The sequence below is a fragment of the Bradyrhizobium sp. USDA 4449 genome (assembly GCF_054056275.1).
This window is the reverse complement of sequence record NZ_JBSRYD010000002.1, coordinates 166,218-181,961: the sequence shown is the minus strand read 5'-3', so window position 1 is coordinate 181,961 and position 15,744 is coordinate 166,218. Positions and strand designations below refer to the sequence as shown.

Here is a 15,744-nt window from a genome sequence, read left to right as displayed (position 1 = left end):
GCGGCCATGTCGGCCGTGGCCGCCGAGGAAGGATGCACAAGATGACCGGAGGGTTCAGGAGCGGCCGCGTTCGAACCCTTCGTTGAACAACTCTCCCAGACCAATCTGCAGCTGGTCGACCCCTTCAGCAGCCAAGTCAGGCAAGCCCCGGTCTAACGATTCATCACACCCAGGCGGCAGCACGCCGGCCACCTCCGGAACTGATTTGTCTCGGTGCCGTTAAATCCGCTCAGAGGAGGAAATACAATGATCAAAGTGAAGCTATTGGCTGCCGCTGCGGCGGTAGCGACCTTGGTGGCTGCCCCCGCGGAAGCGCGGATCGTGCACCATCGCGGCCACTATTACGCCCATCACTATGGCGTCGGCCCCATCGGAGCTGCCGCTGGCCTCGCTGGCGCGGCTATCGGAACGGCTGGCGCTATCGCGACTGCACCGTTCCGAGGATCCTACGCCTACGACCGCGGCTACTATGATCGTCCCTATGGGTACGGCGAGCCCTATTACGAGCGCCGCGGTTATTACGGACCTGAGTGGTAACAAAACGGAGCGCGAGACCGTCTTGTTCTGTTCAAAGCCCCGGACAGCAGCTGTCTGGGGCTTTTCACGTCCGCAGAGCGACAAGGGCCTTGCTTGGCACGTAGCGGGCGCGCCAGCCTAGTTTGTCGCCATCCTTAACAAATCGACCGGATAGACCGGCTTCGATAGGAACGTCACGTCCGAAGGCAGCACGCTCTGGCAAGGTCTTCCTGAGGTCACAACGATACGAAGGTCGGGATCAATTGCCCTCGCGATGTGTGCGAGTTCAACGCCGGTCATTTTGCCGATCAGGTTGACATCAGTAATCAGCACTGCCGCGTGATGGACCTTGAGCACCATAGTTGCGCTATCGGCATCCTCGAATTGAAGCACCTGGAAGCCACTCTCCTCCAGAAGAATTGCGATCATCTCGCGCTGAATCGCGATCATCTTCGACGACCATTGCAAGCTTAGAAAACGGAGTGGACTGGCCCATGGCAAACCCCGGCGTTGTTAACCTGGGTTAACCTCTGCTTACGGGCAGGGTTGCAAAAGCGACACTGAAACTCGGAGTTCCGAAAGGGGGCTGATGCTGAGGGAGTTCGGGAGCGCACAGTCACGGCTACAATAGCAGCAGCCGTCAATAGCAGCAGTCAACACGAACGCCTCACTTGTCTTTGTCGCTAATAGGGACCGCTCTGAGAGGCGCGGGCTTATTCGATCTCGGCATAGGAGCGTCGACGACCAAACTATCAAGCTCCAGGTTGGGCGCCGCCTTGATCACTAGGTCCTTCGGGGCACCGTCGCCCGGCTCGTACCAAGGCGCTTTTTCAATTGCACCGCCCTCAAGTGCTTGAGCCATTAGCTGGCCGATTTCCGGCCCCGTTAGTGGGGCTAGACTGCCGTTTTCGTTCTTGTAGAGCTGGGGGCAGAAATAGAGAGCGTGTATCCTTGGATCATAGCCGTCTATGACAAGGAAATACTGCGGCTTGCCGAATAGCCTGCGCTTCTTCACGAGCTTCCGCTCTTGCGTGGTCAGCGCCACCCGAAGCTTGTCACGTTGCTCGCCAACTATGGTGGCTGCTTCCAGGAGGACGAGCCAATCCCTCGTCTTAGCGTTGTCCTCGTGAACGGGAACTAGAGTACCGCGATGCTTTTCAAAGATGCCCATGCAAGCAGCCTATCAAGACGCCAAGTGACGTCAACCCGGCGCACCGCTGCTCCGTGGCTGGCGGCGACAGACACCTTGAACCAAAGAAGCTCGAAGGACCGCTGGCTTCATTATGCGTCATAGGTTCAGTTCAGCCGAAAGGACCCGCAGTGATGCTTACCGACTGGTGGCCGTAGGAATTGTAGTAGCAGCGATTGTTGTAACCGCTGTAGTAGGCGGCCCCTGCGGCCGCGGCGCCAACAGCGGCGCCGCGATAGGCTGCGCCCCTATAGGCCGCGCGGTATGCGCCCCGTCGTACCGACGCACGTGCGACAGGACTACCGGGAATTGGTCTGTAGCCATACCCTCCGCCGGCGCCGACGACTCGCCCGTGGACGGCACCGCCTCTTACATGAGCGACGCGACCTCCTCCTCCATGAAATCTGCCACCGCGATAACCACCTCCGCCTCGACGCGCAACTGCGTCATCGGGAGCGAGGCTTGCTGCTAAGAGAATGGCCGCAGCGAAGCCGACTAGACCATAGCGTTTCATAGGCATCCACACGAGCCATCACCCGAACTGGCGACAGGCCGACGTGGATGAGCATCAGTACTAGCATTTGGTTGGCACCGAACAGCCACGAAACACCTATTACGAATTCGATCACGGCCACGCCGATCAAGCGGCCGATAATTCGTGAGCGCATTCTTGCCCCCTGAGAAAGGCCGCCACAGTTGGCGGCCTCTTCCTCTTTATCGCAAGCCGGCAGCTACCGTGTGGCGTACTACGCCGCCCCCAGCCCCAGCTTCGCGTAGATCCGCCGTGCATACGCGCCAAACGCATCCATTGTCTTCAACGGCAGATCGCGCGGGAAGGGCAGGTCGATCGGGAAGTAGTCGGCCATCTTCGCCGGCCCGGCCGTCAGCACCGCGCAGTGCGAGGACAGGAATACGGCTTCCTGGATCGAATGCGTGACGAAGATGATGGTCTTGCCGCTCTCCCGCCAGATCCGCAGCATCTCCAGATTCATCTGCTCACGCGTCAGTGCATCCAACGCGCCGAACGGCTCGTCCATCAGGATCAACTTTGGATCGTGGATGAAGGCGCGCGCGATCGACGTGCGTTGCTGCATGCCGCCGGACAATTGCTGGGGATATTTCTGCTCGTAGCCTGAGAGGCCGACGAGATTGAGCAGGTCGCGCGCCCGTTCGCGCGCGGCCTTCATCGGGAGGCCGACGATCTCGGCCGGTAGCAATACGTTGTCTAGGATGGTGCGCCATTTCAGCAGCAGCGCCTGCTGGAACACCATGCCAATGTCACGGCTCGGATCGAACGGGCTGCACGCGTTGCCGATGGTCACGGTGCCGCCGTCCGCGTTGTGCAGGCCGGCCAGCATCTTCATGACCGTGGTCTTGCCGCAGCCGGACGGGCCGACCAGCGAGACCAGCTCACCCTCCTGCACGTCCATGGTCACGTCGGAAACAGCGAGAAACTCGCTGCCGCCGCTGCGATAGACCTTTCGGACGCCTTGCAGGCTGATGAAGGGTTTTGAGCTCATGCCAGCCATTTGCTCAAATTGTCGGCGACGAAGGCATCGTCGCTAAGGTCGGCATGCTCGCGCGTCACGCGATCGATCTCGTCTTTCTGGCCGAGGCTGAGACCTTCGTTCGGATCGAGGCACCAGAGACCCTTCATCAGGCCCTGACGGCGCAGGATCTCGTGGCAGCCGGCGATGCAGCCGTGAAAATTGTTGGCCACGTCGAAGAAGGCGCTGTTGCAATCGGTGACGCGGGCATCGAGCGCGAGGAGATCGGCCGGCACGCTGTCCTTGTGCCGCGCCGCCTTGCAGCGCTCGAACTGCTTGATGGCGCTTGAGGTCCAAACTGACCAGTGGCCGAGCAGGCCGCCTTTAAAATAAGTGCGCGTGGTGACGCCCTTGTCGCGGAGATCGAACGGCAGCATCAGGTCGAGCAGGATGTGATCGTCATTGCCGGTGTAGAGCGCGACGCGGTCGAGGGCGCCGGCGGCAGCTACGCCGCGCAGCACGTCGAGCGTGCGATAGCGGTTGAATGGTGCGATCTTGATCGCAATGACATTTTCGACCGAGGCAAAACGCTGCCAGAACCGGCTCGACAGGATGACGCCGCCGACCGCCGGCTGAAGGTAGAATCCCACGAGCGGGATTTCCGCGGCAACAGCGGTGCAATGCGCGATGATTTCGTCCTCGGACGCGCTTTTCATTGCGGTGAGGCTGAGGAGGCCGGCGTGATAACCGATATCACGTGCGGTGCGGGCTTCAGTCACGGCCTGTGCGGTCGGACCAGCGAGCCCCGCGACCATTGCAAGCGGACGCTTAGTCCAGTTTGCTGCGGTCTCAGCGGCTAACTCGAGTACCGGACGGTAGAGCCCGACATCGCGAATTGCGAATTGCGTGGTGTGGACGCCGACGGCAAGGCCGCCCGAGCCAGCATCGATGTAATAGCGCGTCAGCGCGCGCTGATGTGTCTTGTCGAGCTGTCGCTCGGCGGTGAGCGCGAGCGGATGCGCCGGCAGCACGGTGCCCTCGGCAATCAGCTTGCGGATGTCCCTGTTGATCTGGCTGTGGTGCATGATGTCCTATCCGAATTCAGGGCCGGCGACGGCGAATGGCATTTCCTCGCCCGGGGTGGTAGCGGGACCGAACCGCATGCGCTGGAACGGACGCTCGATGGTCCACCCTGAGGCGGTCAATCCTTCCAGAAACGCAGTCTGCGGCGCGACAGCGTCGATCAGCAGCGGTCCGGATTCCGATCGCGCGATGGCATGAACGAGCGCCAGCGCTTCGGCGGCCTCGTCCGCGAACAGCGGGCCGATATGGCGCGCAGTCCGGCCATCGCGGACTAGCGCGATCGCTCCGCTCGTGGCGGCGATGCGCGAGCCGGAACGCTGCGCGAAGGCGGACAGCAGGGCGGTCCGGTCGAAGCCGGTGGCACGGCGATCGCGCGCGCGAAGCGCTTCGAGCGCTGCGGAGGGCGGCGGCGGCGCGGGAGTGTGCGCTGGTCTCGCCAGCTTCAGCCGCCGCAATTGCAGCGTCGGCGTGAAGCCGAGCGGCCCGTAGACGGCAACGCCATCAGGTGTCGCGTCGAGCCAACTGGTCAGGCCGTTCTTGCGGGCGGTCTCGAGGCAGGCATCGACGAGCCGCGTGGCGAGGCCGCGCCGGCGGTGGCTGGATGTCACCAGCACCATGCTGATCCAGGCGTTGTTGCCGGAATAGGGCAGCAGCGCGGCCGTTGCGACCAGCAGCACGCCGGTGCGGATACCAAACACGACGCCGTCGCGCAGGAAGACGCGCCAATCCTCCTCGGTCTGGTTCCAGTGTGCCTCCGCCGAGAGGACGAGCCCGGCCGTGGCATCATCCAGGCCGAGCTTGATGACGGGACGCCCATCAGTAGCGGCCATCGCGCACCTCGTATTTTGTCGGCTTGCCGAGGCTCGGCATGGCGCGGGAGACCCAGTCGGCGGTCCAGGCAATCAACTGCTCGGTGTCGATGACGGGCAGCCCGAACAGCTCCACGGCTTTCGACGTGTCGGTCAGCCAGGCCGTCGGCTCTTCCTTGCCCGTCAGCACCGGCGCGCGGCCGAAGCGGGCGCCGAATTTCTGTGCGAGATCGCGCACGGCCAAAATCTCGTGGCCGCTGACATTGATCGGCGAGGTCGGCGCCGTGCAATGCGCCAGGCAGCGCAGCGCCTGCGCGGACGCATCGCCCTGCCAGATGAAATTGACGTGGCCGAGGCTGACGTCGATCGGTGTGCCCATCAGCACTTTTGTCGCAATGTCGTGCAGCACGCCATAGCGCATGTCGATCGCGTAATTAAGTCGGAACAGTCGACCCGGCGTTGCGAATTTGTGCGAGAAATACTCGAACATGCGCTCGCGGCCGACGCAGGACTGGGCGTATTCGCCGGGCGGGTTCGGCGCCATATCCTCGGTCGAGCCCTTGCCGTCGACGGGCACGAACGGATAGACGCAGCCGGTCGAGAACGCGACGATCCGCGACCGTGGGAAAGCCTGCGCTACCAATGCCGGCACATGCGCGTTCATCGCCCAGGTCAGCGACAGATCACCCTCGGCACCGAACTTGCGGCCGGCCATGAAAATGATGTTCGGCGCCTTTGGGAGCGCCTTGATCGCGGCCTCGTCCAGCAAGTCGCAATTGATGGTCTCGACGCCGCGCGCGTGCAGCCAGTCCTTGACGCTGACATCGCTGAAGCGGGCGACGCCGATGACGCGGCGATCCGGCGCGGCGGCCTTGGCCAGGCCTGCGAGCGTCGGGCCCATCTTGCCGGCGACGCCGAGGATCATGATGTCGCCGTCGACATTCTTGAGGTCGTCGATCAGCGCCTGCGTCGGACGGCAGAGGAGATCATCGAGGGCGGTGATGTCAGAAATGGTCTTTGGCAGCGCCTGGCGGGAGAGCAGCATGGAGAGCTCCTTCAATTTTGTCTTGCGTCCCCGACCACGAACATGCGTTCGAGGACGAGCACCAGGCCGTAGAGGGCGACGCCGAGCAGCGTCAGCAGCACGACCGCCATCACCATTGCGGGCGTGTCGAGCGAAGATTGCACCTGGATCATGAGGTAGCCGAGGCCGCGCTCGGAGGCGATGAACTCGCCGACAATGGCGCCGGCGACCGCGAGGATAGCGCCGACCTTCATACCGGAGAACACGTAAGGCAGCGAACCAGGCAGCTGGATTTTGCGGAAAAGCGTCCAGCGCGAGCCACGCAGCGATTTGACGAGATCGAGCAGGTCTGGCTCGACTTCGCGCAGACCCCGCGCGGTGGTCAGCAGGATTGGGAAGAAGCAAATGCTGAAGGCGATCAGGATGTTCGGCAGGATGCCATAGGAGAACCAGACGATGAAGAGCGGGCCAAGCGCGACCTTCGGGATCATGTTCAAGGTCACGAACAGCGGCAGCAGCACCAGGCTCACGAGCGGCGCCCAGCTGAAGATCACGGCAAGTGCGACGCCGACGACAGCACCGAGCGCGAACCCGCCGAGGATCTCAATCGCCGTTACCAGCGTGTTAGCTCCCCAGGAATAGCTCGCGGTGCCCAGCGTCTTCACCGTCGCGAGCGGGGAGGGCAGGATGAATTTCGGCGCGTGGAAGGCGTCGACCGAGACCTGCCAGAGCACGAGCACGGCGAGGTGCACGATCAGGATGATCGCAAAGCTGCGCGCAGGACTTGCTCCGCCACCAGCCACCTGGTTCTCCCATTTGCGGTAGCCCTCATCGCCGCGAGGCACAGCCTAACCGGCCTTGGGACAAGTTTCAACCAGATGGTTGATTACGGTCGGAGCGACTGCAGCACCAGATCGGCCACGTGCCGGCGGCGGGCTCGTCGGGCGGTGCGGCTCGACAGGTCCTTGCCGAAGATCGCCGACAGCGTCGGGGTGTTGGAGAAGAAGAAATAGCTGAGGCCTGCGATGGAGATATAAAGCTGGATCGGGTCGATCCCGTTGCGGAACAGGCCGGCGCGCACGCCTTCCTGCAGGATGTGGGAGACGCTCCTCACCAGCGGCGAATGCATGGCTTCCAGCCGCGTCGAGCCGCGGACATGGCGGGCGCCGCCGCGGTTCTCGTCGTTCAAAAGCACGATGAAATCAGGGTTTTCGGCCAGATGATCGAAGGAGGCCTCGATCAGCTTGCGGATGGCCTTGTCCGGCGGCAGGCCTTCGAGATTGAGCTTGCGTTCCTGCTCGCGGATGTCCTCGTAGACCCATTCGAGCACGGCGAGGTAGAGCGCGTCCTTGTCGCCGAAATAATGATAGACCAACTGTTTGTTGACGCCAGCGCGCTCCGCGATCTCGTCGACGCGTGCACCCGCAAAACCGTGTCGGGCGAACTCCTGGCGCGCCGCGGTGAGCAGTTTCTTGCGGGTGGCGACAGGGTCGCGGCGCTGCGGCACGCTGCCTCCTGAAAGTTTTGCGGGCATTTCCAACCAAACAGTTGACAAGTTGAGGACGGGCTTGTTGCATTGGTAACCTCACACGAGGAGAGCGACAAGCCGGGTCGCGGCAATGGGGAGAGAGACGATGAAGCGTTTGCAGGCGGCTCTTGTGGCTCTGGCGCTCGGTCTACCCGCGGTGCCGGCGAACGCGAGCCAGGCGGTCAATCTGATCCTGAACTGGACGCCGACGGCCGATCATTCACCGTTCTATTACGCCAAGGCGCAGGGCTGGTACGAGAAGGCGGGCATCGATCTGACCATCGAGGTCGGCAAGGGTTCGGGCGTCTCCGCCGCCAAGGTCGGCTCCGGCGGCTCGGCGTTCGGGATCGCGGATCTCGCCACCATGCTGGTGGCCAAGAGCAAGGGCGCCGACGACGTCGCGCTGATGAGCATCTACGCCAATACCGGGCAGACCTTCTACTGGCTGAAGAGCTATGGCGTGAACGGCGTGAAGGATTTCGCCGGCCACAAGATCGGCAATCCGCCGGGCGATGCCTCGCGCGTGATGTGGCCGGCCTTCGCTAAGGCCGCGGGGCTTGCGCCTGATTCCGTCAGCTTCGTCAATATCGGGCCGACCGCGAAGATCGCCGCGCTGAAGAGCCACACGGTGGACATCATCAGCGACTTCTACAACGAGCACGATCTCAAGGTGATCGAGTTCGGTCCCGACCTCGGCTTCGTCAACTGGAAGGACATCGGCCTCAACCCTTACGGCAATTCGCTGATCGTCAATGGAGTCTACTTGCAGAAGAACCCGAAGGTCGCGGAAGAGTTCGTGCGCGTCACGCAGAAGGCCTTCGCGGCCTGCGTCGCCGACGTCACGCCGTGCCTGAAGGCGCTGCTCGACCAGGTCTCCGGTCTCGACAAGGAGAACCAGGAGCGCCAGTGGGAGCGCATCAAATATCTGATGACGGACGAGTTTACGACCACCAAGGGCCTCGGTTGGATCGACGGCGAGCGGATGAAGAAGGACTACGAGCTGGTCCAGACCTATCTCGGCATGGAAAAGCCGTTTGACGTGACCACCGCGTTCACGACGAAGATGCTGGATCCGAGCATCAAGATGGATGCGAGCAAGGTGAAGAAGTAGGGGCTGCCCTTTTTCCCACTTGCCGGATGCCGAGGTGGGCGTCTCGCGTCTCTCGTTAACCGCGACGTCGGAATGCCTTGGACGGGGCGGGCGCGCGCCCGCACCGCACCGATGACGCGAATGTCTGCCTTGATCCCTTCGCTGCGCCTTCCGAATTTCTTGACCATCCGCACGATCGCATCGAGTTCCTCGGCCGTCGCCGGCTCGGCATTGGAGGCGGGAGAAACCGGCCCCGCGATGTCTAGGGGACCACGTCCGCACCGTTGGCCGCCATCTCCACCGCGATCGCACGGCTCGAACGGTCTTCGACGGTCAGAGCGGCGGCATGAGCAATACCGGCACGATCTGGCGGAGATCATGTCTCAGCAGCGCGGGCTGTCGGCTGACGCGACCGCGAAATGCGGAAGATAACTTCCGACATGCCGATCGCATGCCGACATGAACTCAAACCCAAATGTCGACAATAGGAGGCCTTGGGAATGAGACCTGATGCACTTGAGCCGCTGCATATTTTCGAGGCTCACCTCTATTGCGGTTGATCGATAGTTCTTCAGCGCTTCGAAAGCATCCTTGTTGTTGAAGATTCGCCTAGAGGGCTCGATATATCGCCCTCTCGCGAACTCGAGAACGACGGCATCAATCGGCTGTAGTTGTTTGACGATTTCGATAAACTCTGGGCGGACATCCCCGGCGAACCTGCTGTCCATCGCATTGGCAAGCAACGCAGCGTACAGGTCCTGAATCGACTCCCGCGATTCGCCTTGGGAAGCTTCGAGGAGCGGAACGGCAATATCCTCCGGCAGCTCTTCCCGATCCTTAATGTCGCGGTCACTCGGTTCAGACCAGATGGACAACCTCCTGAGAGACCACACTAGCGCGTGAACTGCGTGCTCAATGCCGACATTCGCAGCTTCTTCGACTCGGTCGACCACGAGTGGCTGCTGCGGATGGTGGCGCATAGAATCGCCGATCCTCGCATCTTGCGGCTCATCGGGCTGTGGCTGCCGGCCGGCGTTCTTGAGAGCGGCGAGAAGCAAGAGACGGACAGGGGCACGCCGCAAGGGGCAGGCATCAGCCCGCTCCTTGCCAACATCTTCCTGCACTACATCCTCGATCTCTGGGTCCACCAATGACGTCGTCGCCACTCACGCGGTCGCATTGTGACCGCGCGCTACGCCGACGACTTCGTCACGGGCTTCGAGAGCAAGGCAGATGCGCAGGAAATGCTCTTGGCGCTCAAGGCGCGGCTGGCCAGCTTCGGCCTGACGCTCCATGAGAACAAGACGCCTGATCGAGTTTGGCCGGTTCGCGGCCCTCTCGCTTCAGCGGCGCGGCGAGCGGCGACCGGAGACCTTCGCCTTCCTCGGCTTCTGTCTGAGAACCTGAGCGGCGCGCGTTTTGACCGGCCGCAATTGCGAAAGGCAATCGCTGCGCTCGGGAAAGGTGACGTGCTGATCATCACCCGGCTCGACAGGCTGGCGCGCTCGAGCCGCGATCTGCTCAATATCCTGCACGAGGTCAGTGAGTCGGGAGCTGCGTTCAAGAGCTTGGCCGATGCTTGGGCCGATACCACCACGCCGCACGGCAAGATGATGGTGACCATTCCGGGCGGACTGTCTGAGTTCGAGCGCAGCTTGATCAAGGCGCGCACCGACGTCGGCATTCGGCGCGCGAGAGAAGCGGGCGAAGTTCGGTCGACCATCGAAGTTGACCAAGCATCAACAGCGGCAGGCGATCAAGCTGCTCGATGCCGGCGAGCCGCAGAGCGCGGTAGCGCGGCCGCTCAATGTGGACCAATCGACGATCAGCCGGCTGGCCGCGCGCGCCAGGGCAACGGCGGAATGCCCACGTCCCTAGACACTATCCGGGGATTCGGGCGTCAAAAGGCGAGGCGACCGCTGTTACGTAGCGGTAGCTTTTGACAAACGTCGGGCCAACGCAGGCCGGTCCAGCTTGGGTTGTGGCTGCACTTGTAGTCCCGGCCAATACAGGGGGAGATCGCGAACCTCGGGCTGCGCGCTGACCCCGATGTCACCTCTGGCTAGAGCTACTAGGCGTCTCCAGCGCGCTCAATCCGGAACGGCTATTCGTCCTCTCCTGACCACCCGAAAGCTGTCGGTCGCCCGCAGCAACGACGGCAGACCCTCGACGCGAAAGCGCATGCCGTCTTCCGAGACACAGGCGACCTTTGCGCGCTGGCCGTCAGGCCATTCAATGATGTACTCGGCAGCTAGTTTTGGTATCGATTGGACCACTGCCTAATTCTCACTATGCGCCACCGGCCGTCCCCATTATTCTAATCGCGCCTCTTGCTCGCGACGATGCTTAAGATGTGCCGCAGAAATGCTGCCGGCCGCTCTTCGCAAAGTTGGCGCAGCGCCTGCTTGCCGTGTCGAGACCGCAAGTAGGTCGCTGGTAAAGGCTTCCCTGAGACAGTCACGCGGGGGCCGCCCCGGGCCACCAGCGTGGCCGTTGACAAAGCGACCATGCGCGTCGCGCATTGGGACGGGCGCTCGAACGACGCTGTCGCTCCGGTGCTGTATGGCGCAGCGGGATCGGTTGAAATACGCCGTCTGACCCGTGCCCGGGCCGCGATCGCAAGGGCTCGCTCGATCTTCAGGATGGCCTCCAGCGATCGCGATTTGGCCAAGACCATTAACGCAGCGATATGTTAGCACTTTCAGGCGCTTGGGACAAAACCAACGCTTTCACTTCGAGACCCGGAGGCGCGAGGGTTCTGTCGGCATGGACCAGGCGGTCGGAAGGCGGTGGTGCCGGTCGTGTGGACCTTAGTCGTCCCCTCAAGCGGCGGCGAACGTCGCGGATATCGATCCGGCGACGGCGCCGAGAATTGCACCAGGCTGAACCGTCGACGATATGCGTGCCGCGGCGCCTCGTCCTCATGCGGTCAGATGCCGACCTCGAAGATCGGCAGATCGGGGAAGGCCGCGAAGCTCGGCAAGTTGATGGTTGGCAAGTTGATCGTCGGCAACGAGGGCAACAACGGCAGCGTCGGATTGATCGGCAGCGGTACGACCGAGATCGAGGGGAATCGCAAGGACGGCGCGGGCGTGGTCGGCGGGCGTTCCGATCGGCAGCGGCAGGCCCTGATTGGCGAGGCTCTGCCAAGGCAACGGTGGCTGAGAGACGCTTGGTCAGGAACCGCCAGGCGAATTTCCATGATACGCGCGATGCAGAAGGGACAGCTTCGTGCAGGAGAGCAAGATGCTTGCCTTGCATCTCGATCCCTGCGTCCCCGGCGATGCAGGTAATGTTGCCTTCGGGCCGGGCCATATTTTGCAGAAGTCCGGCGGCGACCGGATCGCCCATCAACGCGACAATTGGGATGTGGATGTCTCTTTCGCAAGCAGTGCTATTGCCTGATGGTTCAGAGCCACAATCACATCCGGCTTTGTTCGCACTATACTGCGTGCGATCTCGGCATAGCGTTCTGGCAGACCGTCGGCGGTGTATCGCGCTACGATCAAATTCTTGCCTTCAATGTACCCGAGCCCACGCAAGCGAGAAACAAGCGGCGCAAAAGCCAGGTCGTTGCGAGGGATGCTGACTAAGGTAAAGATCGCCAGCCGGTAGACCTTGTTTTGCTCCGCGGCCGGCAGCGCGCTCGTTATGCCGGTGGCCACTATCCCTGCAAGCACGTCTCGCCGTCGCATGTGCCTCTCCTCCAAGGGCCACGCTGGGGAGTAGGAGCCTAGCACTTTGGTTTAAGGCTGTGAGGTGCTTTGAAAGACCGCTCCGGGTCAAAATCAGCGGTCGAGACCGCTGCGTGCTGCTTCCAGTCTTCCCTCGCTAGCCGACGCTTGGGCGAGCATTGAGCTAGCCAACTCGGGCCATATCTCGAACGTTAATGCAATGCAGTTCATCAGTGGGTTTATTCGATGCGGTCTTAGGTCAGCGCTCCGCGCCGGAACGGAAGCCGGCAAAACAATGAACTGAACTTTGGCTGCGCGAGCCGCTGTGCCTACTGCTTGCTTCAGACCGAGTTCAGCAAGCGGCCGGTCAGCGACGTTTCGGGCTGTGGACTGAAGCTGCCGATTGGCTTCTGCAACGACTCGTATTGCTACGGCGAGTTCGCTGCATTCAACACGGGCACTTCATCCGCAAGGATGACGAGCTTCTCACCCTTTGGTTTGATGCTGATTGCTATCTCGCTCACGTCCGCCCACACCCTGGCCTGCTACCTGCCGAGAAGACCTCCTTCAGCGCGAGACCGTGCACCGACTCCTCTACGCCCAAGTTATTCGGCATTCCTACCGAGTCAGCGCGACCTGCTTGAATGCAATCACGAGAGCCTTTTCGAGTTTTCCCTGCATCCCCGAGAGAATGCCGTATGCCTCCGCCCGAGGCATGGTCGGCTTGTAGCGTCGATGCTCGATCAGGGCGGCGAAGATGTCGGCAATGGTCAACATTCTCACGATGTCGGCGATGCTCTCGGCAGAGAGCGCGTCCGGATACCCGCTGCCATCGAGATATTCGTGATGATGCCGGACCGCATCCAGGATCTCGGCCGAGATTCCGGTCTGAGCTTTCAGAAACTCGTACCCCGCCACCGGATGCGTCTCTACAAGCGCCCGCTCTTCGGCATCCAGACGTCCGGGCTTGTCCAGGATCGCCAAGGGGACAGTTGCCTTCCCGATGTCGTGAAACATGGCGGCAGAGTACAGGCGCTCAAGATCGGTTCTCTTCAGCCCTAAGCTAAGGCCGAAGTCGATGGCTACACCGGTAACGAGGAGGCAGTGCTGATAGGTCCCTTCGTGATGGCGCCGCACGGTGCTGAGCCACTCAGCGAGGCCGCGCTCAGTGATCCGTTCGGCGATTCCTCTGCCAGCTTCTATAGTCGCGATCACGTCTATCGGCTCGCCCAAAGAGGCCGCAGCAAAAATCGATCCGATCGCAGCAGCCGCCGCCTCCACCGGATTGTCTTGCTGCGCCGTGCCAGTTGCCGAATCAGTCTCTGAACTCGCCCGACTGGCCAACGCCGCGAAGAGTTTGGATTGATTAATTTTACCCGTCACGGCGAGCGTAGCTCCCAGGGCATAGGCCTGCGAGATGCAGACGTGAGACGCTTCCTCGACTAGGAATATGCGCTTGGAGACTTTGGCCATCCGAGCACTCCTCCTCTTGAGAGCGACGATGTTTTCGATCACACGTAAATCGGCCCGCACAACCAGAACGTCGGGCACGTCCGAGAGCTTTGCGTCGAGGTCCAGTCGCTCCCCTGCGATCCGAAATCTTCGATCGAGCAGGCTGCAAAGCTCGGACAGCTTGGCGGCATTATCAGTCAGAACATGCACAAACATGAGAGCCGTCTCCGAGACGCTAATCGGCGTCTTCACGTCCAAAATGATCCCTGATCCTCAGGCGGTTCGTTCAACCACACTAGCGCTTCGCGCAATTCCAGGAAGATCACTCGCTCCTCAGACGTCGACGGTCGGCCTCCCCCGGACAGATAGAGGATGAAGCCCTTGCTGTCGTGATAAAAGAGGGCCTCTTTGGCTTCGCAAGCAGCGAGAGACGGAACGTCGATGAAAGACACCGTTCGCGAGGAGACTAGCTGCATGTGTTGCTACTGGTCATTCGAGCTTCGACAGCTTCCGCTCATCGCGCGGGAGCAAGATGATCCTTAGGGGACGCTTTCTTCCTCGCCTTTTTCGTCACGAAGTGGACACCGACATTCATCACGTTGACCCAAACCAACTCGCATCGACGAAATGCAAGCCCGCTGGAAGATAGAACGAGGAAGAACTCTTGAGCCTTGAGCGCGTCGATAGATCCTTCGACCTCGAGCTTGGCGCCTGTTGCCGAGACGTCAAGGAGAACGCAACTTCGGCGCCATGTGCCATCGACGCCCATGATGTTCATGAGGCGCTTGTGTTCAAAGTGAACGCGGCCTGCCTTTCGACCGTTCAACCTCATTGCAATCCCCTGGAGTAAAGGTACTAGGTTCAAAGCAGAAGCGCTCGATGGACATATGCACCTCGCTGCGCGCAGCCACGATGAGCTGTTCGATTCGTTCGGACTGGGACAGCAACTGAATTGTCGTCGCGCCGCTGGGCAATTGGCCGAGCAACAATCGAATGCAGGCGTTTGCGAGATCCAGGATGAAGATCGCCTGGCGCAGATCCTCTGTTGAGCGAATCTGGTGACATTCAACTGTTGAGACGAGCGCAGCGATGTGCGCCAAAATATTGGATGGACGGCAGTATAACTGCTGTGGCCTAGGGGATTGGCGAGGTCTACGGAATTTCAGGACAGTAGACATGTGGTTCTCAATCGGTTCGGGCTTAAGGGCCGCCCAAGGAATCAAAATACATAAACAACAAACCGACAGGACGCGCGCACTGCATCAGGCTCGCGGGTCCGGCTTCGACCAGGACGAGTGCAGCGTCAAAATCCGCACTGTCGAAATGCCCCGTGTTGCTGACCTAATTCTCACGCCGTAGTTGTTAAAATTTGCCTAAGCTTCTGGCGGCAGGGGTGCTTCTCGGCCATGATCGTGGCTGCTGAAAAGGGGCGCGCCTGACGGAGGTCCGCTTATTGCGACGGAGCGGACAGATTTGCTCAACCTGAGCTCTTCGCATGCGGACTTCGGGCCCGACGACAGAACCGAGCATTTCCAATTCCATCGCGGAAATTACGAGCCTTAGTCGGGCATGGGCCCGGAACCCACCATCGACCAACTAATTTAGCTGGGGCGCTTGCCTTCCCATTGTGGCGGTCGCCAACAATCCGGAACTACGCGCGACGAGGGCGCGGCTCGGTGTTGCCCAGGCGCAGGCGTTTGCCGCCGGAATCCTGCCCAATCCGCAGGTGGCCCTGGAGCATGGTTTCCTGATCAGCGGCCCGGGCACGGTAAATGCCATGCTCGCCGGGATATCGCAGGACATCGTGCCGCTGCTCACCTTCGAAAAAAGCGACGTCTATTGACGTCCCTAAAGAGACAGCAGCGGAATACCAAGCGCCACTCCGATCGCAT

Annotated in this window: 19 protein-coding genes; 5 read left to right on the top strand and 14 right to left on the bottom strand. The window is 61.4% G+C overall.

Annotation, left to right across the window (positions count from 1 at the left end; all coding sequences use genetic code 11):
* Positions 1-246 precede the first annotated feature (246 nt).
* Positions 247-537, top strand: a complete 291-nt coding sequence (locus ACVIIW_RS36835) for a hypothetical protein (RefSeq protein ID WP_456705514.1) — start codon at positions 247-249, stop codon at positions 535-537.
* A 117-nt stretch (positions 538-654) separates the two neighbouring features.
* Here the strand turns inward: ACVIIW_RS36835 and ACVIIW_RS36830 are convergent, their stop codons facing one another.
* The 8 genes from ACVIIW_RS36830 to ACVIIW_RS36795 form a co-directional block, all read right to left on the bottom strand.
* Positions 655-966 (bottom strand): response regulator, encoded by a 312-nt coding sequence (locus ACVIIW_RS36830; RefSeq protein ID WP_456705513.1) that lies wholly within the window; start codon positions 964-966, stop codon positions 655-657.
* 217 nt (positions 967-1,183) lie between these two features.
* The gene (locus tag ACVIIW_RS36825; RefSeq protein ID WP_456705512.1) at positions 1,184-1,687 is read right to left on the bottom strand and encodes a hypothetical protein; all 504 of its coding nucleotides are present in this window, start codon (positions 1,685-1,687) and stop codon (positions 1,184-1,186) included.
* Between the two features lie 764 nt (positions 1,688-2,451).
* Positions 2,452-3,234, bottom strand: coding sequence for an ABC transporter ATP-binding protein (locus tag ACVIIW_RS36820; protein WP_456705511.1), 783 nt, complete (start codon positions 3,232-3,234; stop codon positions 2,452-2,454).
* Positions 3,222-4,277 carry a dihydrodipicolinate synthase family protein gene (locus ACVIIW_RS36815; protein WP_456705510.1) on the bottom strand — a complete coding sequence of 352 codons (1,056 nt, stop codon included), beginning with the start codon at positions 4,275-4,277 and terminating at the stop codon, positions 3,222-3,224. The genes ACVIIW_RS36820 and ACVIIW_RS36815 overlap by 13 nt, the downstream gene beginning before the upstream one ends.
* A 6-nt stretch (positions 4,278-4,283) precedes the next feature.
* Positions 4,284-5,105, bottom strand: a complete 822-nt coding sequence (locus ACVIIW_RS36810) for a GNAT family N-acetyltransferase (RefSeq protein WP_456705509.1) — start codon at positions 5,103-5,105, stop codon at positions 4,284-4,286.
* A complete protein-coding gene (locus tag ACVIIW_RS36805; RefSeq protein WP_456705508.1) occupies positions 5,092-6,129 on the bottom strand; it encodes an NAD-dependent epimerase/dehydratase family protein in 1,038 nt (345 codons plus the stop codon). The genes ACVIIW_RS36810 and ACVIIW_RS36805 overlap by 14 nt, the downstream gene beginning before the upstream one ends.
* Before the next feature lie 11 nt (positions 6,130-6,140).
* Positions 6,141-6,911, bottom strand: a complete 771-nt coding sequence (locus tag ACVIIW_RS36800) for an ABC transporter permease (RefSeq protein ID WP_456705507.1) — start codon at positions 6,909-6,911, stop codon at positions 6,141-6,143.
* A gap of 83 nt (positions 6,912-6,994) precedes the next feature.
* Positions 6,995-7,642 (bottom strand): TetR/AcrR family transcriptional regulator, encoded by a 648-nt coding sequence (locus ACVIIW_RS36795; RefSeq protein ID WP_456705506.1) that lies wholly within the window; start codon positions 7,640-7,642, stop codon positions 6,995-6,997.
* A gap of 100 nt (positions 7,643-7,742) precedes the next feature.
* Here ACVIIW_RS36795 and ACVIIW_RS36790 point away from each other — a divergent pair, with 100 nt between their 5' ends.
* A complete protein-coding gene (locus ACVIIW_RS36790; RefSeq protein WP_456705505.1) occupies positions 7,743-8,747 on the top strand; it encodes an ABC transporter substrate-binding protein in 1,005 nt (334 codons plus the stop codon).
* Positions 8,748-9,109: 362 nt separating this feature from the next.
* Here ACVIIW_RS36790 and ACVIIW_RS36785 read toward each other — a convergent pair whose 3' ends face one another.
* Positions 9,110-9,601, bottom strand: a complete 492-nt coding sequence (locus tag ACVIIW_RS36785; RefSeq protein WP_456705504.1) for an Abi-alpha family protein — start codon at positions 9,599-9,601, stop codon at positions 9,110-9,112.
* A gap of 33 nt (positions 9,602-9,634) precedes the next feature.
* Here ACVIIW_RS36785 and ACVIIW_RS36780 point away from each other — a divergent pair, with 33 nt between their 5' ends.
* Entirely contained in the window at positions 9,635-9,880 is a 246-nt protein-coding gene (locus ACVIIW_RS36780) for a reverse transcriptase domain-containing protein (RefSeq protein WP_456705503.1), read from the top strand.
* Positions 9,881-9,907: 27 nt separating this feature from the next.
* Positions 9,908-10,669, top strand: coding sequence for a recombinase family protein (locus ACVIIW_RS36775; protein WP_456705502.1), 762 nt, complete (start codon positions 9,908-9,910; stop codon positions 10,667-10,669).
* Positions 10,670-11,655: 986 nt separating this feature from the next.
* Here ACVIIW_RS36775 and ACVIIW_RS36770 read toward each other — a convergent pair.
* The 5 genes from ACVIIW_RS36770 to ACVIIW_RS36750 form a co-directional block, all read right to left on the bottom strand.
* Entirely contained in the window at positions 11,656-11,805 is a 150-nt protein-coding gene (locus ACVIIW_RS36770) for a hypothetical protein (RefSeq protein ID WP_456705501.1), read from the bottom strand.
* Between the two features lie 271 nt (positions 11,806-12,076).
* Entirely contained in the window at positions 12,077-12,421 is a 345-nt protein-coding gene (locus tag ACVIIW_RS36765; RefSeq protein WP_456705500.1) for a hypothetical protein, read from the bottom strand.
* A gap of 597 nt (positions 12,422-13,018) precedes the next feature.
* Positions 13,019-14,068: an HD-GYP domain-containing protein gene (locus ACVIIW_RS36760; protein ID WP_456705499.1), complete on the bottom strand. Its 1,050-nt coding sequence runs from the start codon at positions 14,066-14,068 to the stop codon at positions 13,019-13,021.
* A gap of 298 nt (positions 14,069-14,366) precedes the next feature.
* Positions 14,367-14,684 (bottom strand): PilZ domain-containing protein, encoded by a 318-nt coding sequence (locus tag ACVIIW_RS36755; RefSeq protein ID WP_456705498.1) that lies wholly within the window; start codon positions 14,682-14,684, stop codon positions 14,367-14,369.
* The gene (locus ACVIIW_RS36750) at positions 14,644-15,030 is read right to left on the bottom strand and encodes a hypothetical protein (RefSeq protein ID WP_456705552.1); all 387 of its coding nucleotides are present in this window, start codon (positions 15,028-15,030) and stop codon (positions 14,644-14,646) included. The genes ACVIIW_RS36755 and ACVIIW_RS36750 overlap by 41 nt, the downstream gene beginning before the upstream one ends.
* Positions 15,031-15,479: 449 nt before the next feature.
* Here ACVIIW_RS36750 and ACVIIW_RS36745 point away from each other — a divergent pair, with 449 nt between their 5' ends.
* Complete coding sequence (locus ACVIIW_RS36745) at positions 15,480-15,695, top strand: hypothetical protein (RefSeq protein ID WP_456705497.1); 216 nt, start codon at positions 15,480-15,482, stop codon at positions 15,693-15,695.
* Positions 15,696-15,744: the final 49 nt, after the last annotated feature.